The organism is Streptomyces sp. NPDC057697 (assembly GCF_042799335.1).
In the GTDB taxonomy this organism is placed as follows: Bacteria; Actinomycetota; Actinomycetes; order Streptomycetales; family Streptomycetaceae; genus Streptomyces.
Map to the genome: position 1 here is coordinate 236196 of NZ_JBHVJA010000008.1, position 20531 is coordinate 256726.

The following is a 20531-nucleotide window of genomic DNA, read 5'->3' on the forward strand; positions in this document are numbered from 1 at the left end:
AAATGCCGCGCGGCCGCCGGAGCACCGCTGCTAGCGTCCACCGCATGAAACGCGCTGCCATGACGACGACGCCGGAGAGTGTCCCGGCGCGCTGACAGCTGTGCAGTGAGAAGCCCCGGGGCGAGTGCCCCGGGGCTTTCTGTCGTCCTCGCGGTCACCGGCCCGACGACCGCGAGGAGACCGCCATGCACGACCACCGCAAGCTCGGCCGCGAACTGGGCCTGTTCGACACCGACCCGCTGATCGGCGCGGGACTGCCGTACTGGCTGCCCGACGGCGCCGTCGTCCGCCACACCCTGGAGGAGTACGTCCGCACCGCCGAACGACGGGCCGGATACCGGCACGTGTACTCACCGGTGCTCGGCAAGCGGGAGCTGTACGAGATCTCCGGGCACTGGTCGCACTACGGCGACGACATGTTCCCGCCGATGGAACTGGGCGGCGAACAGGTCGTGCTGCGGCCCAGCCTGTGCCCGCACCACGCGGTCATCTACCGCTCCCGCTCGCACAGCTACCGCGAACTCCCGCTGCGCCTGGCCGAACTGGGCGGGATGTACCGCTCCGAACTCTCCGGAGTGCTCGGCGGGCTGACCCGGGTGCGGTCCATCCAGCTGAACGACGCGCATGTCTTCTGCACCCCGGACCAGGTGGCGGAGGAGGCGCTGGCCGCTCTGGAGCTGATCGGCGACGCGTACCGGGCGCTGGGCATCACCGCGGCCCGCCACCGGCTCTCCCTCCCCGGCCCGGGAGGCAAGTACGTCGACGACCCCGCGATGTGGCGGAGGTCCACCGCCCTGCTGACCGATGTCCTCGACCGCTCGGGGGTGCCCTACGAGGCCGCCGAGGACGAGGCCGCGTTCTACGGTCCCAAGATCGACGTCCAGGTGGCCGACGCCATGGGGCGCGAGTCCACCCTGTCCACCGTCCAGATCGACTACCACCAGCCGGTGCGGTTCGATCTGCGTTACATCGGAGCCGACGGGGCGAAACACCGGCCGGTCATGGTCCACCGCAGCGTCATCGGCAGCGTGGAGCGGGCCGTCGCCCATCTGATCGAGGTGCACGGCGGGGCCCTTCCCGCCTGGCTCGCCCCCGTCCAGCTGGCGGTCCTCCCGGTCTCCGGCGCCGAACTGCCGGAGGCCGAGGCGCTCGCCCGGAAGTGCGCCGACCTGGGGCTGCGGGCGCAGATCGCCGGACCGGAACGCGGCACCCTCGGGGCCCGCATCCGGGAGGCCCGACTGGCGCCCTGCCAGGCGGTCATCGGGGCCAGGGAAGCGGCCGAGGGGCTGGTGGCCCTGCGCCTGCGCGACGGCACCCGGCTCGAACCGCGGCCCGTGGACGGGGCCCTGGCCCGGATCGCCGGCCTGGTGGCGGAGCACAGCATCGAACTCCGCGCGTAGCCACGGTCGTCCGACCGCCGGTCGACGGGCCGCCGCCGCGCCGGCGGTCCGGGCCCCGGTCAGTCGCGGTCCAACAGTGCTGCCGACAGGAGGAGTTCGCCGGCGCGGCGGACGAGAGCCGCCTCGTCGCCGCGGTCGGCGGGTGCCGAGGCCACCAGGGCGAGCCGGTCGCGGCGGCTCGGACCGGCCGGCGCCACCGCCACCGCGTGCATGCCCCGCACCGACTCCCCGCGGCTGAGCGCGTATCCCCGGGAACGGACCCCTTCCAGCTCGGCGAGCAGGGCGGAACGCGAGGTGACGGTGTCCGGTGTGACCGCGGCCAGCTCCTCCTCCGGGTAGAGGGCGCACACCTGTTCCGTCGTCAGCCGGGAGAGCAGCATCTTGCCGCCCGACGTGGCGTGGGCGGGCCGCGTACCGCCCACGTCCGGCATCACCCGTACCGGATGCGGGGACGCGCGCCCGTCGGTGACGATGATCCGGTCGCCCATCAGCGCCACGCTCTGCACCGTCTCGCCGGTGCGCAGCAGTGCGTCCTCCAGCACCGCGCCCAGCCGTTCGCGGACGGCCGCGTCGAATCCCGCCGGGCGGCCGAGCCGCATCAGCTCCGGACCCGCCGAGTAGCCACGGCCGGAGAAGTCGCGGATCGCGAAGCCGCGTCCCTCCAGGGTGCTCAGTACGCGGTGCGCGGTGGAGCGGCCCACCGAGAGCAGCCCGGCGGCCTCGGAAACGGTGAGCGTGTCATGGGTGAGGAAGAGCTGCATCAGCCGGAGTCCGGTGTCCAGCGACTCGATGGTGCGGCTCCGGTCGGGTGCCATGGTGTGTCCGTTCTCCTTCGGTTCCGGTGCGGTCCGCGCCCCGTGCGCGGTCGATGCCGCCGTCGGCCGTACCGCTCGTCAGTTCGGTGACCGTGAGGACCACCCGACCCGGAGTCACGAATGTGCTCCTTTCGATCCGGTTCGATCACCTGTTCCTAAGTCCCGCTCAGCGGGACGGACACCATGGGACGCCGAGAGGGACGCTCCCGCGATCTCCTGCTTCACCGTACGTGTTCGCGGGGCACTGCGTTCCATGAAGAGGAAAAGGCGGCGAAACTGTCCCGCTCTCCGGTACGGAGGCCCTCGATCGGCACCGGATCCCCCTCGATGTCACTCCATGTGTGCGGATGACGGCGGTGCGTGCAAAAACTCGTGAGTGTATTACCGCTGGAGCGCTCGCGCAGGGGGTTGGGTGAATGTGCCGAAGCACTGATTCGATCTGACTAAGCTCACGCGCAGTGAAGTCGAGTTGATATGAATTCGAGCGCTTGTTCACGACTGTCCTGCAAGCGTGCATACCTCCCGAATCAACCGCCAGAGGTCTTAGATGGTTCGTGTTGAATCACCGCCGATCGACCGAGAAGTCCCTGTCGTTCGTGCTGTGTTGCTGCCCGTGCTCCTGATGGGCGGCGCCACCGCCGCCGCGGTGGCGGTGGCCTCCGCGGCCGCGCGCATACCGGTCGTGTGGTGCGGCGCCGTTGCCACCGTCGCGGTCGTCGCCCTGAGCGTCCAACTCGCCCGGCGCGCCCGCGACCTGCGCTCCCAGCGCGCGGTCTACGAACGGCGCTTCGCCGAACTGGAGCGGCGCATCGCCTCTCACGACGACGAGACCGTGCGCCTCAGCAAGGAGCTCCTGCCTGCCGCGATCCACCGGCTGCGCGTGGGCAATTCGCCCGAAGAGGTGCTCCGTGACGTCGTCGACGCGGACGAGCTGTACCGCGACCTGCCCGACGCCCAGCGCACCCTCGTCTACACGGTGCTGAACATCATCGACAACGAGGAGGCGATGCGCGACTCCGCGCAGCGCGCCTTCGTCAACGTCGCCCGGCGCGTCCAGGCGATCGTCCACCGCCAGGCGAGCGAGCTGCGGGAGATGGAGGAGCACCACGGGCGCAACCCCGACGTCTTCGACGACCTGCTCCGCATCGACCACGGCACCGCGCTGATCGGCCGCCTCGCCGACTCCATCGCGGTACTCGGCGGCGCCCGGCCCAGCCGTCAGTGGCCCAAGCCCGTACCGCTGTTCAGCGTGTTGCGCGGCGCCATGTCACGGATCCTGGAATACCCCCGCGTCGATCTGCACTCGATCGCCAAGGTCGCCATCATCGGCACCGCCGTCGAGCCGCTCATCCACGCCTGCGCCGAGCTCCTCGACAACGCCACCCGCTACTCGCCCCCGCAGACCCGGGTGCACGTCACCGCGGTCGAGGTGCAGACCGGCATCGCCATCGAGATCGAGGACGGCGGCGTCTCGCTCAGCGAGGAGGCCCGCTCGCGGGCCGAGAACATGCTCGCCAGGGCCCAGGCCGGCTCCAACATGAACGACCTCGGCGAGTCCCCGCGGCTCGGCATGGCCGTCGTCGGCCGCCTCGCGCGGATGTACGACCTCCAGGTCTCGCTGCGGCAGTCCGCGTACGGCGGCGTCCGTGCCGTGCTCATCGTGCCCCGCGCCATGATCACCACCGGACCCGCCCCCGGCATCGCCCACGGCATCGGCGCCACGTCGCGGCCCACCAGCGACATCGACCAGGAGGCCATGAAGCACGTCGTCCCGGCGCGCCGCAAGCCCCGTACCCCGGTGGCCCAGCGACCCGCCACCGGACCGGTCGCCCCCGTCGCCCGGCCGGCCGTTCCCGCGGCCGCCCTGGAGGACGACATCCCCGTGGTGACCGAGTGGACCGCGGGCGGGCTCCCGCAGCGCCGCAGCCGCGGCCGGGCGCCCCTGGGCTCGCACAACCTCCCGGCCCAGCCCGTCGACCCCACCGCCGGCCAGCGCAACGGCTATGCCAACGGTCACGCCAACGGCCAGGCCAACGGGCACGGTCCCGGCGGTCCCGGTGGCAAGGAACAGCCCCCCGGCCTCTGGCTGGAGGCCTTCACCAACGCCGTCAACGGTGTGCCGCAGGACCCGACGACCGACGAAGACTCCGACGATGCGTGGGACAAGGGAGACCTGAAGTGATCCAGCAGCGGGGAAACATGGACTGGATGCTCAAGGAACTGGCCGACGACGTACCGGACATCCACCAGATCGTGGTGCTCTCCGCCGACGGTCTGCGCATCGCCCGGCACGGCGGCGACCCCGATGTCGCCGACCGCCTCGCGGCGGCCTGTGCCGGACTGCAGAGCCTGGCCGCCGCCGTCGCCTCGGAGATCCCGTACAGCGACGGACTCATGAAGCTGGTGGTCATCGAGGTCACCGGCGGGTTCTTCTACCTGATGGCCGCCGGGACCGGTGCCTACCTCGCGGTCCTCGCCGGTGAGACGGTCGACGCGGGGCTGGTCGGATCCCGGATGCGTGACATGGTCGTCAGGATCGGCGCCCATCTGACGAGTCCGCCGCGCCACGACGGGCAGACGGGATGAACGCTCCCCGACGAGAGCGCCGAAAGGCCGATCCGGCGCTGAGCGACCCGGAACGGCTGTACGTGATCACCGGCGATCCCGACGGCAGCGAGCGGGCCCACCTCGACCTGGTCACGATGATCGTCGCGCAGGCACAGCCGACGCCGATGGTCCAGCCCGAGCAGGCCGTGATCCTGCGGCTCTGCCAAGCTCCGTTATCCGTCGCCGAGATCTCGGCGTACCTCGGTCTGCCCTTCAGCGTGGTGACCTCGCTCCTCACCGAACTCCTCGCTGCCGAACTCATCGAATCGCGCGCACCCATCGTCCGCGCCACCCTCCCGGACAGGTCCCTTCTCGAAGCGGTGATGCATGGACTTCAGAAGCTCTGACACGATCACCGGCCCCCGGCGCGAGGACGTCCTTCCCACCACGGCGACAGCCGCGGTGAAGGTCGTGATCGTCGGCGGGTTCGGGGTCGGCAAGACGACCATGGTCGGTTCCGTCAGTGAGATCCGGCCGCTGACCACCGAAGAGACCATGACCCAGGCCGGGGTCGGCGTGGACGACAACTTCGGGGTGGAGAGCAAGACCGCCACCACCGTCGCCATGGACTTCGGCCGGATCTCCATCAGCGAGGAGCTGATCCTCTACCTGTTCGGCACCCCGGGCCAGGAACGGTTCTGGTTCCTCTGGAACGGCCTGTTCGAAGGCGCCCTCGGAGCGGTGGTCCTCATCGACACCCGGCGGCTCGAAGTCAGCTTCGACGTCATCGGCAGGCTGGAGGAGCGCGGTGTCCCGTTCGTCGTCGCCATCAACACCTTCCCCGACGCCCCGAAGCATCCCGTCGAGGCGCTGCGGAGCGCCCTGGACCTCCCCGAGGAGGTCCCGATGATCGACTGCGACGCGCGACTGCGCGGTTCCAGCCGCGATGTGCTGATGACCCTGATGCGCTATCTGCACAGTCTGGCCCTCCCGCTCGCCTGACCGCAGTACCCACCCCCCCCGCGCGCATCCCCACCCGTCCGGTTCTTGGAAACCTGATCCCTGGAGCGATCGTGACAACCCCATTCCACTACGAGCCCGGAGCGGCCACGGGGCCGGTCCCGCCCCCCGAATGCCCGGCCCACGGCCTCGGCATCGGCCCCGGCGGACTGCGCCGGTTCTACGGCCCGGAGGCCGAGCGGGACCCCCACGGGCTCTACGACAAGCTGCGTGCCGAGCACGGTGCCGTGGCCCCCGTGCTGCTGCACGGAGACGTGCCCGCCTGGCTGGTCCTCGGGCACAGCGAGAACCTGCACATGACCCGTACGCCCTCGCAGTTCTCCCGCGACTCGCGGCGGTGGCGGGCCCTCCAGGACGGCAGCGTCGCCCCGGACCACCCGCTGGCCCCGATCTTCACCTGGCAGCCGGTGTGCGTGTTCGCCGACGGCGCCACCCACGAACGCCTGCGCGGCGCGGTCACCGACAGCATGGGCCGCATCGACACCCGCGGCGTCCGCCGCCACGTCAACCGCTACAGCAACCGGCTCGTCAACGACTTCTGCCAGCAGGGCCGTGCCGATCTGGTCGGCCAGTTCGCCGAACGGCTGCCGATGATGGTGATGTGCGCGATCATCGGCATGCCCGAGGAGTACAACGACCGGATGGTCCAGGCCGCCCGTGACATGACGCGGGGCACGGCGACCGCCGTGGCGAGCAACGCCTATGTGCTCGACGCGCTGACCCGGCTCGTCCAGCGCCGCCGGCGCGAACCCTCCGACGACTTCGCCACCTGGCTCGTCGAGCACCCCGCCGGGCTCAACGACCAGGAGGTCAGCGAGCATCTGCGGCTGGTCCTCATCGCCGCCTACGAGGCGACCGCCAACCTGATCGCCAACGTCCTGCGCATGGTGCTGACCGACCCGCGGTTCCGGGCCAGGCTCAGCGGCGGTCACATGACGGTGCCCGAGGCGGTCGAGCAGACGCTGTGGGACGAGCCGCCGTTCACCGCGGTCTTCGGCCGCTGGGCGGTCGGGGACACCGAACTGGGCGGTCAGCAGATCAAGGCGGGCGACGCCCTGATCGTCGGCATCGCACCGGCCAACACCGACCCGGTGGTCCGGCCCGACCTCGGCGCCGACATGGCGGGCAACCGCGCCCACCTCGCGTTCAGCGGCGGCCCCCACGAGTGCCCCGGGCAGGACATCGGACGGGCCATCGCGGACGTCGGCGTCGACGCCCTGCTGATGCGGCTGCCCGACCTCGAACTCGCCGTCGAGGAGGACGAACTGAGCTGGGTCGGGAACATCATGGGCCGGCACCTGGTGGAACTTCCGGCGGACTTCGCCGCCCGCCCGCCGCAGGACGACAAGGAGCCGCCGTCCATGGGCCGGCCCAACCCGCAGCGCCAGGACTGGGAGGTGCAGTCGACGGTCCGGCACACCGCCCCCACGCCCGGACGCGCCCCCGCCCCGGCCGCCGCGGGCACCTCGGCCACCGCCACGGCCGTCGAGGAGTCCGGGCACGCGGTGACCGAACCGTCCTTCGGTGAATCCGTGAGCACGGGCCCCGAACCGTCCGCCGTCGGCCGGATCCCGCAGCAGCGCGGCGGCGCGTCCGCACCGGCGCGGCTGTGGCAGGCCGTTTCACGGTGGTGGAGCGGCAGCTGACCGGGCCTGCTCCCCGGAGCGCGGGCCCGACCGGTCCACGGTCCGGCGGCCCCGGACCCCGGGTCCGCGGCCGCCGGACCGTGCGGCGTTCCGGACGACGGGCCCGGCGGTCTCCCCGGGCGCACGGCGGGGCCGCCGCCAGGGGTCGTTCGGCCCCGGGCCGGGCCGCTCCCCGTACCATGCGGAAGCGTGAAGCTGACAATTCTGGGCGGCGGCGGATTCCGGGTTCCTCTCGTGTACGGGGCGCTGCTCGCCGATCACGCCGAAGGCCGCGTATCGGCGGTCACCCTCTACGACACCGACGCGGACCGGCTCACCGCCGTGGCCCGGGTGCTCGGCGAACAGGCCGCCGGAGTCCCGGACGCGCCCACCGTCACGGCCACCACCGAACTCGACGAAGCCCTGCGCGGCGCCGACTTCGTCTTCTCCGCGATCCGTGTCGGCGGCCTCGAAGGCCGGGCGGCCGACGAGAGGGTGGCCCTCGACGAAGGCGTACTCGGCCAGGAGACGGTCGGCGCGGGCGGCATCGCGTACGGGCTGCGCACCGTGCCCGTCGCCGTCGACCTCGCACGGCGCATCGCCCGGATCGCCCCCGACGCCTGGGTCATCAACTTCACCAACCCGGCCGGACTGGTCACCGAGGCCATGTCCCGCCACCTGGGCGACCGGGTCATCGGCATCTGCGACTCCCCGGTGGGCCTCGGCCGCCGCATCGCCCGGGTGCTCGGCGCCGACCCCGACCGGGCCCGCATCGACTACGTCGGGCTCAACCACCTGGGCTGGGTCCGCGGGCTCCACGTCGACGGCCGGGACGAACTCCCGCGGCTCCTCGCGGATCCGGAACTCCTCGGCTCCTTCGAGGAGGGGCGGCTCTTCGGCACCGACTGGCTGCGGTCGCTGGGCGCCGTCCCCAACGAGTACCTCCACTACTACTACTTCAACCGCGAGGCGGTCCGCGCCTACCAGGACGCCGAGCAGACCCGGGGTGCCTTCCTCCGCGCCCAGCAGGAGGGCTTCTACGCCCGGATGAAGGACCCCGCCACGCCCGCCCTGGCCGCCTGGGACCGCACACGGGCCGAACGCGAAGCCACCTACATGTCGGAGAACAGGGACGTCGCCGGGGTCGGCGAGCGCGAGGAGAGCGATCTGGAGTCCGGCGGCTACGAACAGGTGGCGCTCGCCCTCATGCGGGCCGTCGCCCGCAACGAACGGACGTCGCTCATCCTCAACGTCCGCAACCGCACCACGCTTTCGGTGCTGGACGAGGACGCCGTCATCGAGGTGCCGTGCCTGGTCGACGCCAACGGCGCCCGTCCCGTCTCCGTCGACCCGCTTCCGTACCACGCGGTCGGGCTGGTGACCGCGGTCAAGGCGGTCGAGCGCGCGGTACTGGACGCGGTGGCCGACGGCTCGCGCTCCGCCGCCGTGAAGGCCTTCGCACTGCATCCGCTGGTCGACTCGGTGGCCGTGGCCGGACGCCTCCTCGACGGATATCTCAAGGTCCACCCCGGCCTCGCCCATCTGAACCGGCCGTAGGCAGCCCGGCGGCTCGGGCGGCCCTCCGGGCCTCAGGGGCCGCCGGTCGCGGACCCCGTCGCGGAGGAACGGAGTTCGCTGCCGACCAGGAGAAGGACGGGGGCGGGACTGGGCGTCCGCCCACGCCCCGGAACAGGCGGCGAGGCCCTTGGCGCCGGACACCGCCCCGTCCTTCGGCGCCCCGACGAAGGCGCGCGTCAGCGTCGCGGCACGGACCGGACCAGACCAGACCGGCACGGACCGGACCGGCACGGACCGGCACGGACCGGTGCGGGACAGCGCGATCGCCGCGTCACCGATCCGCGCGCGGGCGGGGGCGCCCAGACGACGCGGCCCGCTGTACGGCACTGCCGACGCTGCGGGTTCCGCGTTGTCCAGCGCCTCGGACGGCGGCCGTCGCCTCACCGTGGAGCTGTCACCCGCGGTGAGTTCGGGCGTGATCGTGCTCGCCGGGGTGAGTACCCCGGGCGGATCGATCCGGATCCCGTCGCCGGACCGGTGCATCGCACCGCCGATGCGCCGGGCTCCACGCTCCGGGGCCTCGGCCAGGGCGTCCCGCGCACCGGGACACTCCGGCCGGCACTCCGCCCCACCACGGCACGGATTCCCGCCGCATCGCACACCACGGCTTCGAGGCGTCGTTCGGCGGGGGCGTGGCCGACGCCCGCCACCTCCGACAGCGCGACGACATGGACCGCCCCCACCCGTGGCCGGACCAGCCGGGGCGGACGGCCGCCCCCGCCCGCCCTCGGCGAGGTCCCGTAGGAGCGACGGCTCGGGAAGCTCTGTCCGGGCGGCGCCCGCCGGGGTGACGGCCGTCGTGCCGGATCTGCCCCGGGTGATCGTCAGCGCACGGCTCGGGGCGCGCCGGACGCGGATCGCGGTCGTCCGCCCGCAGCGCCGCGAGCTCCTCGGCGTACCGCACCTCGGCCGGGGCCGCCGCACCGGTGCCGTGGCCCCGGTGCCGTGGCCCCGGTGCCGTGGCCCCGGTGCCGTGGCCCCGGTGCCGTGGCACGGGGCTCGTCCCTCGCGGTCATGGTGCGAGGCCCCCGGTGAGTTCGGTCAGGTCGGTGAGGAGTTCGGACACGGTCACCGGGTCCGTACCGGAGAACCGGAGCGAGTGGCCGCGAGGCGTCCAGTGGTCGTCGGGCTGCTCGTCGAGCCAGACCGTCGCCAGGGTCTGTTCGGGGAACATGTCGACCACGCCGACCGCGATGCCGGGGTCCAGCGCTATCACGAGGTAGCGGTCGTCGCCCAGCCGCTTGGAGATCCAGCGCTCCACCCCGGCGTCCTGCGGCGTCCCGCGCCGCCAGCCGCGCCGCTCCAGCCCGAGCACCTTTCCGATCGGCACCTTGAGGCCCTCGAACCGGGTGAGCCGGTACCCGTCGGCCTCCTCGTCGGGCAGCGTCAGCACCGTGCGCCCGAGCTGCGGGAACGGCTGGAGGAGCGCGTGATCGGCGAACACCTCGGACCAGGAGGCCAGTTCGTCGCCCAGGTGCATCGGGTGCGCCAGCCGCACGGTCGCGTCGTCCGGCAGGGCGAAGGCGTCGTCCCCGACGTCGGTGAACGTGCGGTCATCCGTGACCCGGAAGGCCGTGCGCGCCGCGCCGTCCGTCTCGCTCAACCACACCAGCCGGCGCACCAGGTGCCACAGCAGCGGATGACCGACGAACAGCTCCAGGAACTCCTGGGCCGACCAGGTCCGTCCGTCCACCATGGCGGCCTCCAGCCGGCGCACCTGGTCCGAGGCGATCGTCCGGACGTCCTTCTTGAGTGCCATGAACCGCTTGCGCTCCGCCGGGGCGAGCTCCGCGTCGTCGCGGGCGCCCGGTTTGGGGAGGTCCTTGCGGCGCTTGCCGTCGCCGTCCAGCACGTACGGCCGCAGCTGTTCGTCGAAGCCGACCGTGAACGAACGGGTGCCGTAGTCGACGACGGTCGAGCCGTCCGCCTCCAGGCCGAAGTCGGGGACCAGGCGGTCGGAGAGCTGTTCCCCGGTCAGTCCGAGCCCCGCGGCGACCTCCGCGATCTTCTCCTGGGCCCGCACCTTGAGCGCCTTGAACTTCACCCGTTGCGAGATGCCGTGCAGATGCAGGAGCGCCACATCGCTGCCGATGGAGGCCAGCACGTCGAGGCCCTCCACGGCCCGGTGGTGCGCGCCCTCGCCGGGCCAGAGCCGGACGACCGGGGTGAGCCGCCGGACCGTCTCGTCGTCGCCCAGCAGCCCCAGCGCGTGCAGGGCCCATGACTCCTTCGCGGGCATGTTCGCCAGCCGCCACTGCTCGAACAGGGCCCAGGCGAACTCGGCGAGCGAGTCGGCCGTGGCCGTTCCGGTCAGCGAAGCGACCCCCGGGTACACCTCGCCGGGCTTCGACAGGGCCAGCATCGTCAGGGCGTGGCGCGTCGCCGCCACCGGCAGCGCGCCGCCGGAGCCGACCACGATCTGTGGCAACACCGAGGGCTCCGCCCAGGCCGGCAGCACCGGCATCCTGGCGGGCAGCGCCCGTTCCAGCGGGTCCCCGGCGAGCAGCTCGTCCACCGAGGCGGCGGCCCGTTCGCCGTACACCCGGCCGGCCTCGCGCACCACCTCGTCGCCGTGCGCCGTGGCGATCAGCCTGAGCGCCTGCTCGGCGGCGCGGCGCGCCGCACCCGCCCGGCCCAGGGCGTCGGGCACCAGCAGCGGGGCGGCGGCGACGCCGTGCCGGGCGAACCAGGAACGGGCGGTCGCCGCGGTGGACTTGAGCCGGACCGCCCAGTCGGCCATGTGGCGGGCGACGTGCATATCGACGAACGGCAGCAGCAGCGGGGCGAGCGAGCTCGGGTGTCTGGGCACGACACGGAGCAGCAGGGGCAGCGCGGCCGGGCCGAAGCGCGCGGCGACCGGCTTGAGGGTGTCCTCGCCGTCCCAGAGATCCGTCGGGTCCCAGACGGCGAGCAGCGGGGCGACCGTCTCCTCGTCGCCGTGGACGAACACCCACGCCGGGCGGAGGTCTCCCCCGGCCGGGGCGTGGCGCAGGACGTCGACGTACTCGTTCACGTCGTCGGTGTTCCGCCGGGTGGTGTACCAGGAGGAGGCGGCCGCCCAGGCTTCCCGCTCCCCGGGCAGCCACTCCAGCGAGGGCTCGGACACCGCGGTCAGCCCGCTCAGGACCTCCGCCTTCACCGGGGTGCGAGGCCGGGACCACGGCGGCGCCGTCAGCACGGCCGGCAGGGCGTGTGCCGGTGCGTCGGGGATCAGGTCCGCGGGGTTGAGCAGGGGTTCGACGATCGCCACGACCTCGGGCCCGAGACCGCCGAGTGCCTGCGACAGCACCTCGTGGTGGGCGCCGACATGGGTCCGCAGCAGCTGCGACGCGCGGGACGCCGAGGCCGGGGCGCCGCCCGAAGCGACGGCCAGCAGCCGTGCCGCGCGTACCGGATAGCGGCGCATGGCGTCCAGGAGCGAGGGGCGGACGTGCTTGGAGTCCGCGTGGGCCAGCAGCCCGAGGAACGCCTCGTCGGTGGGCAGCTCCGTCAGGGCCCCGGCGACGAGCTTCACACTGTCCGAGTAGTAGTGATTGCCGTCGAGCGCTTCGGCCAGCGCCCCGGAGACGGCCGGGCCGATGCCCTCGGCCACCGTGGCGATGATCGCGACACCGAGGGTGAGATCCGGGCGGTAGGGGAGCAGCGCCAGCTGGTCGGCCGAGTGGAGCGAGCTGAACACCATGGCACGCAGGGTCCGGTCCTGCTCCGCGTGGACCGCGGGATCCGCGCAGAGCTCGTCCACCCAGTGCGTCTCGCTCGGCACCAGATAGGAGACGATGATCTTGCGCAGGGTGTCGGTGCGGCACTCGGCCAGCGCCTCGACCGCGGCCCGGTAGGTCGTCTCGTCGGCCGCGGCGAGCAGCGCACGGACCCGGTCGATCGGCGCCCGGTGGTGCCAGGCCCAGTGCGGGTGGCGGGGGGCCGGGAGCGCCAGCAGCCGGGGCGCGTCCCGCTTGCGGCCGCTCTGCCGCCAGTCCGCGTCGACCGAGAACACCTCGGTCGCGGCCCGCGCGGCGAACGGGAGGCCGTAGTGCTCGGTCCAGTGGTCCGCCCATCCGGGAACGCCGACGATCGCGGTCAGCGCGGCCGCACCGGTCGGCGAGGGGTCTCCGTCGAGATGCGCGCGCAGCGGGACGGCCACCGAGGCGTCCGAGCGCGGCGACCGCGCGAACTCCTCGATCCAGGCGGCCTCCTCCACGAGCCGGGTCCCGATCGCTTCGAGGGCCTCCGGCCGCGCCTTGCCGGGGCCTCGGCGCACTCCGCCGCGCCGAGGGTGGAGCACCCGCTTCCAGCTCGCGGGCAGGGTGAAGGTGTCCTCGTCGGGGAGCGCGGGCGCGCCCCCGGCCGGCGCCGCGCCGGGGGCGGCCGGGGCGTCGGGAGCGGCGGGGGAGGAGGCCGAAGCGGCGACCTCCCGGTACCCCTTCTTCTCCTTCTCCGCGATCGTCCTGGCGATCTGCGCGGCGGCGGCCTCGGCGGACGCGTACTCCTTGGTCCGTGTCCGTCCGTCGCTTCCGCAGCGCCCGTGGCGCACCGTCACGATGGCGCCCTGGGCCCCGGTCTCCCAGAACTTCGGCGCGGTGCCCTCGACATGTTCCCAGCGGCGCACAGCTCCGCCCCCTTCCCGCCCGGCCCGCTCCGCCGCGGGCCTTTCGATCAGTGGTTGCACAGTAGAACGGGCCACTGACAACGCAGCGTGACCGTGCGGTCCGGTGGCCGGAACGGTGGACCGGCCGCGTCATGGAATTCCGCGCCGGACAGCGAGGCTCCGTACAGGGCCGACCGGAGCGGCCGGGTCTCCCGGCGGGCCGCCGCCCTCGCCCCGCGCGTCATGCGGAACCCGTGATGCCCCCCGGTGGTGTCAGGGGGCGGAGACGGCGCGCTCGCCGCCCATGGGCGCCCAGGACGGCGCCACTCCGGTGACCTGGCACACCATCAGGAAGAGCGGGATGGGCGGGGTGTACGGGGTGTGGCTGTCCGGGTGGTGGATCAGCCGGGGCCGGACGGCGGGGACGAACGCACCCTTCGCGTACGCGGCCTGCGGCGGCCAGTCCAGGTCGAGGTCGGAGCCCGCGGGCACGATCCACCACCAGCGGTCGGCGTCCGCGAAGACACAGCCGGTGCGGGGCAGATGGGACATCAGCCGGAAGCCGTACCGGGCCGGCACCCCCACCGCGTCGCAGCCCAGACTGGCCGACAGCGCCGGCGGCACCGGCAGCTGCACCATGCCCGCCGCGCGGACGGACGGCCGGGGGCCACGGACACGTCGCGCGGCGAGCAGATGGGACATGGCGTTCTTCAGCATGAGCGCTCCGAGCCGTGCGGCAGTTCCGCCCAGACGATGCGTCCCGAGCCGTTGCCCGCGTCGCGGGAACCCCAGGAACTGCACATCGCGTCGACGAGCAGCAGGCCGCGTCCGTGCTCGTCGTCGGCGGTCCGGCACAGTTGCGGTCCGCCGGGCTGGTGTCCTTGGTCCTGCACGGCGATGCGCAGCCGTCCGTCCAGGCAGCGCAGCTCGCACACCACCCGGGTGCTCAGGGTGTGCACCACCGCGTTGGTGACCAGCTCCGAGACGATCAGGATCGCCGAGTCCTGGGCGTCCGCGTCCAGCTGCCACTCGTCGAGCCGGGACCGGGTCAGCTTCCGGGCACCCGCCACCGACTCGGGGTGCGCGGGCAGCGCGAAGCAGTACCGGAGCGCCTCCGTCCCGGGACTGAGATCCATGAGCCGGGGGATGAGCGCACTGCCAGGTGCCACAACCGATTCCTCACAGTGGGGGCTGCGTCACGCTCCGCGTTCCCACGCGAATGGGGGCGGGCGAGACATCGTGAACTGGTTCACTCACCAACTCTCCCCCTGTCGTGAACACTTGGCAAGGGGCACTCTGAAATTTTCAGAGTGGCTGTGTTCTGGTCGGCCCGCGCATGGCACACTGCTCAAAAACAGCGCATGGGGAGGTCTGAAGTGAGCGAACCGCGGTCCGCCCCGACCGTGGGTCAGGTCGTTCTCGGCAAACGCCTGCAGGATCTGCGGGAGCGCGTCGGCCTGAGCCGTGACCAGGCTGCCAAGGTGCTGCGGGTCGCACCTGCGACGGTACGCAGGATGGAGACCGCCGAGGTCGCTCTCAAGATCCCCTACGTCCAGATGCTGCTGAAGGCGTACGGTGTCGCCGACGACGAGACCGACGCCTTCGTGGAGCTCGCCGAGGAGGCCAACAAACCCGGCTGGTGGCAGCGGTTCCACGACGTGCTGCCCGACTGGTTCAGCATGTACGTCAGCCTGGAGGGTGCCGCGAGCCTCCTGCGCATGTACGAGCCGCACTTCGTCCCCGGCCTGCTCCAGACCGAGGACTACGCGCGTTCCGTGATGCGCACCGGAGCCGTCGGCCAGACCAGACCCGAGGACATCGAACGCCATGTGGCGCTGCGGATGCAGCGTCAGTCGCTGCTCACCCGGCCGGACGCCCCGAAGCTGTGGGTGGTGATGGACGAGACGGTGCTGCGCCGCCCCGTCGGCAGCGTCGAGGCCATGCGGGAACAGATCGACCGGCTGCTCGACGCGACCGATCTGCCGCACGTCACCCTCCAGATCGCGGAGTTCTCGACCGGACACCACCCCGGCACCTACGGCCCGTTCGTCCTCTTCCGCTTCGGCGTCCCCGAACTCCCGGACATGGTCTACAGCGAGTACCTGACCGGAGCCGTCTACTTCGACGCGCGCCCCGAGGTGGCCTCCTACCTCGAAGTCATGGACCGCATGGCGGCTCAGGCCGCGACTGCACAACGCACGAAGGAAATCCTCCGGGACTTCCGCAAGGAGCTGTGATGGATCCCATATACAACGGCATGCCGGCCGCCGAACTCGGCTCCGAGGGCTGGCACAAGCCGTGGAGCGGTGGGAACGGAGGCAATTGCGTCGAGGCGATGAAGCTGTCCGACGGCAGGATCGCCGTACGGCAGTCCGCCGACCCCGACGGTCCGGCCCTGATCTACACGCCCCGTGAGATCGCGGCCTTCATCCAGGGCGCCAAGTCGGGTCAGGCGGACTTCCTGCTCACCTGACGCCCGGTCCGGGTCGTCTTGCCCGGATTCACGGCGCGGGAGCCCGTCCCGGCCCCACACTCTTGTTGTTCGCCGACCTATGGACCCATGGAGCGCGCTATGACCGGGCACGACCCCCGAGCCATCGAGATCGACACCACCAAGCCCCATCCCGCCCGGATGTACGACTGGTTCCTCGGTGGCAAGGACAACTACCCGGTCGACGAAGAGATGGCCCGGCAGCTGCTCGCCCTCGACGCGCGGGGGCGGGACATGGCCCGGGTGAACCGTGCCTTCATGCACCGGGCCACCCGCTGGCTGGCCGGGAAGGGCATCCGCCAGTTCCTCGACATCGGCACCGGCATACCGACCGAGCCGAATCTCCACCAGATCGCCCAGCGCACCGCCCCGGACGCGCGCATCGTCTACTGCGACAACGACCCCATCGTCCTCGCCCACGCCGCGGCCCTGCTGCGGTCCACCCCGCAGGGCGCCACCGAGTACATCCAGGCCGACGCACGCAAGCCGGAGGCCATCCTCGAAGCGGCCGGCGGGATTCTCGACTTCGACCGGCCGATCGCCCTGTCGCTGCTCGCCCTGCTGCACTTCCTGGACGACGAGGACGGCGCGGCCGAGCTCGTCGACCGGCTCGTCGAACGGCTCCCCTCCGGGAGCTATCTGGTGCTCTCGCACACCACCGGGGACTTCGACCCCGAGGGCGCGGCCAAGGCGTCCGCCATGTACCGGGCCCGGGGGATGACGCTGCGTCTGCGCTCCCACGCCGAGGTCACCACGTTCTTCGACGGACTCGAACTCGTCGAGCCCGGGGTCTCCCTCTCCGCGGACTGGCACCCGGAGCTGGGCGAGGCCATCGAGGTCTCCGGCGGCGAACCGATCCCGGGCTACGCGGGCGTGGCCCGGAAGCCCTGACCGTACGCGGCCGCCGGGGCGGACGCACCCCGGCTTCCCGGGACCCCCGCGCCCCGGGTCACAATGGACGCATGTCACGACGCACCACACGACCGGGACGGTCCGCCGCCGGAGCACGGCCGCCCGCGGTCACCGCCGAATCGCCGTGCCCGTGCGGCCTGCCCGCCACCTACGCCCGGTGCTGCGGCCGGATGCACGCCACCACCGTCGCCGCGCCGACCTGCGAGGCGCTGATGCGCTCCCGGTACGCCGCCTTCGTCGTCCGGGACGAGGCGTATCTGCTGCGCAGCTGGCACCCCGACACCCGGCCTTCCTCCCTGGACTTCGACCCCGGGATGCGCTGGGTGCGGCTGGAGGTGCTGGAGACGACGGACGGCAGCCCCTTCCACACCACGGGCACCGTCACCTTCCGTGCGCACTACACGGACGACGGACGGCCGGGATCGCTCCACGAGAAGAGCCGCTTCGTCCGCCACGAGGGCGCCTGGGTCTACGCGAGCGCGGTCTTCGCTGAGTGACGCCGGGACGGCGCCCGCCCCTCAGCCCGCCGTCCCCACCAGCACCTTCTCCGGCGACAGCTCCTGCGCCAGGTCCTCCGCCAGCAGCCGTTTCGCGATCATGTCCACCGCCGCCCGCAGCTGCCGGTCGTCCGGGCGCGCCCCGTGCTCGTCCAGCCGCTCGCCCAGCCACCGCGCCCACGCGTCGGTGATCGCCGCGGCCTCCCGGCTCCCGGCGGCCGTGTGCGCGAACAGATGGCCGTCGCCGGTGAGGTAGCCCTCCTCGATCATCCGGTCGAAGACCGGCACCAGCACCTCGTGCGGCAGCCGGTGCCGGGCCGCGATCAGCCGCAGACCCGCGTGGCCCACCATGCGGGTGAACAGTTCGACCTGCATCACCGCCCAGGCGCCCGCCATGTCCAGCCGGGTGTCCGAGCCCGCGACGATCCGCCGGGCGGTGTCCGGGCCGGCCCCGGCGAGGATCTTGGCCACGGCGAATTCGAGGACCTTGGCCGAGTCGCCGCTGCCGGGCTGCGCGAAGCCCTCGCCCATGTCCGTGGACCCGGCCCGCGCGGTGTCCCGCAGCTTCACCTCCTTCAGGAAGAGCGCCACGAAGAACCCCAGGACCGCGACCGGCACCGTCCACAGGAAGACGGTGTGCAGCGTGTCCGCGTACGCCTGGGCCAGCGGCGCGGACTGCGCGGGCGGAAGAGCGTGCAGCCCCGCCGGGCTCTGCGCGGCCTTCGCCAGCGCGGCGGGATCGCCGCCGGCCCGCGCCGCCGCCGCTACCCCGTCGGTCAGATTGGGTTTCAGCGCGTTGGCGTAGATGGTCCCGAAGACCGCCGTTCCGAAGGAGCTGCCGAGCGTACGGAAGAACGTCACGCCCGAGGTGGCCGTACCCAGGTCCGCGTAGTCGACCGTGTTCTGCACGGCGATCGTCAGCACCTGCATGGCCAGGCCGATGCCCACACCGAGCACCAGCATGTACAGGGACTCCAGCCACACCCCGGTGCCGGGTCCCATCCGGGAGAGCAGATACAGCCCCACCGCCATGACCGACGTGCCCACGATGGGGAACACCCGGTACCGGCCCGTCTTGGACACCACGTTGCCGCTGAAGATCGAGGCGACGAGCAGACCGAGGACCATCGGCAGCGTCCGCACGCCCGACAGGGTCGCGGAGTCCCCGTCCACGTACTGCAGATACGTCGGCAGGAAGATCATCGCACCGAGCATCGCGAAGCCCACGATGAAGCTCAGCACCGAACAGACCGTGAAGACCGGATTCCGGAAGAGCCGCATGGGCAGCATCGGTTCCTGGGCGCGGAACTCCACGAGGCAGAAGAGCGCCAGTGCGACGAGGCCGCCCGCGAAGAGACCGAGGATGACGGGCGAGCCCCAGGCGTACTCGTTGCCGCCCCAGCTCGTCGCCAGGATCAGCGCGCTCGCACCGACCGTGACCATCGCGATGCCCAGGTAGTCGATGACGGGCCGTCCGGCGGCCTTGACCGAGGGGATCGTCCGGGCCGCGGCGACGACCACCACGATCGCGATCGGCACATTGACGTAGAACGCCCAGCGCCAGCTCAGATGGTCGGTGAAGAGCCCGCCGAGCAGCGGCCCGATCACCGTCGACACACCGAAGACCGCACCGATCGCGCCCTGGTACTTGCCGCGTTCGCGCAAGGGGATCACATCGGCGATCAGCGCCATCGAGGTGACCATCAGCCCGCCGGCCCCGATGCCCTGGAGCCCGCGCCAGACGATCAGCAGGGTCATATTGGTCGCGAGACCGCAGAGGAACGATCCGGTGATGAAGATGATCGCAGACAGCTGGAAGATGATCTTCCGGCCGAACAGGTCGCCGAACTTGCCCACCAGGACCGTCGCCACCGTCTCCGCGAGCAGATACGCGGTGACCACCCAGGACATATGGGCGGCGCCGCCGAGATCCGAGACGATGGTCGGCAGCGCGGTGCCGACGATCGTCTGGTCCAGGGCGGCCAGCAGGATTCCCAGCACGATCGTCGCGAAGACGATGTTCCGGCGGCGCGGATCGAGTACGGGCGGCGCGGCGGCACCCTGCGCGGCGGGTGCCCTCTCGCTGGCAGTGGTCACGCTTGCACCCTCACACCGGCCCGTGCTTCGCGCATGTGGGGGACGGCCGGACGGGTGCCCGGTCCAGCAGATCCCGCACCGAGGCCGTCATCCGGGTCATGAACGCCTCCCGCACCGGCTCGGCCACCCGGTCCAGCGAGAGATACGGATTGAGGTCCTCCAACTCGACCAGGAGCAGCCCGCCCCGCGCGGTCCGGCAGGCGTCGACCCGCTGGATGCCGTGGTCGAGGCTGTTCCACTCCACGAAGCCACGGGCGAACGCCAGGTCCGCCGCGTCCGGTTCGTACGGCTCCAGGACCCACCGCCGCTCCGGGTCGGGGGCGTACAGCGCGTACTGGAAGTCGTGGTCGACGAAGTAGAAGGACACCTCGTAGCGGAAGTCGATCCGGGGCTGGACGAGCATCGTGCCCTCCTCGCCCTCTGGCAGCACGGCCTCCCGTACGAACCGCAGACCGGCCGAGTCCGCCCCCAGCTTCGGCTTGACCACGTACTCCGCCGCCTCGGGCAGAGCTCCCAGATCGGCCGCCCGGTCCACCGTGGGGATCACCGGGTGCCCGGCCCGCCAGAGGTCGACCAGATACTGCTTGCCCGCCATGTCCCCGCGGCCGTGCAACGGGTTGTAGACCCGGGTGCCCAGCTCCCGGGCCCGTGCCCGGAACGCGTCGTACGCCGCCCGGTAGTGCAGCACCGGCCCGCTGTTGCGTATGACGACCGTGTCGAAACCCGCCAGCAGCGCCGCGGCGTCGCGCGGATGACAGAGCGCGACATCGAACTCCTCGCGCAGCCGCGAGCTCAGCAGGATGTCCTCGTCGCAGTAGCGGCGGCCGCGTGCCTCGTACGCGAGGTCGGTGACGAACAGGACGGACGGTCGAGGGTCGGTGGGCATGGTGTTCTCCCGGGGGGATGCGTCGGTGGACGGCGGATCAATAGCCTTGACGGAGCTGCCCGTTCACGACCCTGGAGC

At 72.1% G+C, this 20531-nt stretch carries 17 protein-coding genes; 11 read left to right on the forward strand and 6 right to left on the reverse strand.

What is annotated here, in order from left to right; translation table 11 throughout:
* Positions 1 to 98 precede the first annotated feature (98 nt).
* A complete protein-coding gene (thrS, locus tag ACFVFH_RS21965; RefSeq protein WP_383771553.1) occupies positions 99 to 1400 on the forward strand; it encodes a threonine--tRNA ligase in 1302 nt (433 codons plus the stop codon).
* Between the two features lie 59 nt (positions 1401 to 1459).
* Here the strand turns inward: thrS and ACFVFH_RS21970 are convergent, their stop codons facing one another.
* Positions 1460 to 2215 carry an IclR family transcriptional regulator gene (locus tag ACFVFH_RS21970; protein WP_383771298.1) on the reverse strand — a complete coding sequence of 252 codons (756 nt, stop codon included), beginning with the start codon at positions 2213 to 2215 and terminating at the stop codon, positions 1460 to 1462.
* A gap of 547 nt (positions 2216 to 2762) precedes the next feature.
* Here ACFVFH_RS21970 and ACFVFH_RS21975 point away from each other — a divergent pair.
* From ACFVFH_RS21975 to ACFVFH_RS22000, 6 genes are all read left to right on the forward strand, one after another.
* Entirely contained in the window at positions 2763 to 4397 is a 1635-nt protein-coding gene (locus tag ACFVFH_RS21975) for a sensor histidine kinase (RefSeq protein ID WP_383771300.1), read from the forward strand.
* Entirely contained in the window at positions 4394 to 4801 is a 408-nt protein-coding gene (locus ACFVFH_RS21980; protein ID WP_383771303.1) for a roadblock/LC7 domain-containing protein, read from the forward strand. The genes ACFVFH_RS21975 and ACFVFH_RS21980 overlap by 4 nt, the downstream gene beginning before the upstream one ends.
* The gene (locus ACFVFH_RS21985) at positions 4798 to 5169 is read left to right on the forward strand and encodes a DUF742 domain-containing protein (protein WP_383771305.1); all 372 of its coding nucleotides are present in this window, start codon (positions 4798 to 4800) and stop codon (positions 5167 to 5169) included. Before ACFVFH_RS21980 ends, ACFVFH_RS21985 begins: the two co-directional genes overlap by 4 nt.
* A complete protein-coding gene (locus ACFVFH_RS21990; protein ID WP_383771308.1) occupies positions 5150 to 5764 on the forward strand; it encodes an ATP/GTP-binding protein in 615 nt (204 codons plus the stop codon). Before ACFVFH_RS21985 ends, ACFVFH_RS21990 begins: the two co-directional genes overlap by 20 nt.
* 71 nt (positions 5765 to 5835) lie before the next feature.
* Positions 5836 to 7428: a cytochrome P450 gene (locus ACFVFH_RS21995; RefSeq protein WP_383771311.1), complete on the forward strand. Its 1593-nt coding sequence runs from the start codon at positions 5836 to 5838 to the stop codon at positions 7426 to 7428.
* Between the two features lie 189 nt (positions 7429 to 7617).
* A complete protein-coding gene (locus ACFVFH_RS22000) occupies positions 7618 to 8964 on the forward strand; it encodes a 6-phospho-beta-glucosidase (RefSeq protein WP_383771314.1) in 1347 nt (448 codons plus the stop codon).
* A gap of 1033 nt (positions 8965 to 9997) precedes the next feature.
* Here the strand turns inward: ACFVFH_RS22000 and ACFVFH_RS22005 are convergent.
* The 3 genes from ACFVFH_RS22005 to ACFVFH_RS22015 all read right to left on the reverse strand — a co-directional run bounded on the left by ACFVFH_RS22005 (position 9998) and on the right by ACFVFH_RS22015 (position 14739).
* Positions 9998 to 13591: a WGR and DUF4132 domain-containing protein gene (locus tag ACFVFH_RS22005; RefSeq protein WP_383771317.1), complete on the reverse strand. Its 3594-nt coding sequence runs from the start codon at positions 13589 to 13591 to the stop codon at positions 9998 to 10000.
* A gap of 252 nt (positions 13592 to 13843) precedes the next feature.
* Positions 13844 to 14287 (reverse strand): hypothetical protein, encoded by a 444-nt coding sequence (locus tag ACFVFH_RS22010; RefSeq protein WP_383771319.1) that lies wholly within the window; start codon positions 14285 to 14287, stop codon positions 13844 to 13846.
* A complete protein-coding gene (locus tag ACFVFH_RS22015) occupies positions 14281 to 14739 on the reverse strand; it encodes an ATP-binding protein (protein WP_383771322.1) in 459 nt (152 codons plus the stop codon). Before ACFVFH_RS22015 ends, ACFVFH_RS22010 begins: the two co-directional genes overlap by 7 nt.
* Before the next feature lie 207 nt (positions 14740 to 14946).
* Here ACFVFH_RS22015 and ACFVFH_RS22020 point away from each other — a divergent pair, with 207 nt between their 5' ends.
* The 4 genes from ACFVFH_RS22020 to ACFVFH_RS22035 all read left to right on the forward strand — a co-directional run bounded on the left by ACFVFH_RS22020 (position 14947) and on the right by ACFVFH_RS22035 (position 17470).
* Positions 14947 to 15807 (forward strand): helix-turn-helix domain-containing protein, encoded by an 861-nt coding sequence (locus ACFVFH_RS22020; RefSeq protein ID WP_383771325.1) that lies wholly within the window; start codon positions 14947 to 14949, stop codon positions 15805 to 15807.
* Entirely contained in the window at positions 15807 to 16043 is a 237-nt protein-coding gene (locus tag ACFVFH_RS22025; RefSeq protein WP_072485026.1) for a DUF397 domain-containing protein, read from the forward strand. Before ACFVFH_RS22020 ends, ACFVFH_RS22025 begins: the two co-directional genes overlap by 1 nt.
* A 99-nt stretch (positions 16044 to 16142) precedes the next feature.
* The gene (locus ACFVFH_RS22030; protein ID WP_383771328.1) at positions 16143 to 16952 is read left to right on the forward strand and encodes an SAM-dependent methyltransferase; all 810 of its coding nucleotides are present in this window, start codon (positions 16143 to 16145) and stop codon (positions 16950 to 16952) included.
* A 71-nt stretch (positions 16953 to 17023) separates the two neighbouring features.
* A complete protein-coding gene (locus ACFVFH_RS22035; protein ID WP_383771330.1) occupies positions 17024 to 17470 on the forward strand; it encodes a YchJ family protein in 447 nt (148 codons plus the stop codon).
* Between the two features lie 21 nt (positions 17471 to 17491).
* On the opposite strand, the gene ACFVFH_RS22040 is transcribed toward ACFVFH_RS22035, so the two are convergent.
* Together ACFVFH_RS22040 and ACFVFH_RS22045 are read right to left on the reverse strand one after the other, a co-directional pair.
* Positions 17492 to 19567, reverse strand: coding sequence for an MDR family MFS transporter (locus ACFVFH_RS22040; RefSeq protein ID WP_383771333.1), 2076 nt, complete (start codon positions 19565 to 19567; stop codon positions 17492 to 17494).
* Positions 19568 to 19577: 10 nt separating this feature from the next.
* Positions 19578 to 20453 (reverse strand): hypothetical protein, encoded by an 876-nt coding sequence (locus tag ACFVFH_RS22045; RefSeq protein ID WP_383771336.1) that lies wholly within the window; start codon positions 20451 to 20453, stop codon positions 19578 to 19580.
* Positions 20454 to 20531: the final 78 nt, after the last annotated feature.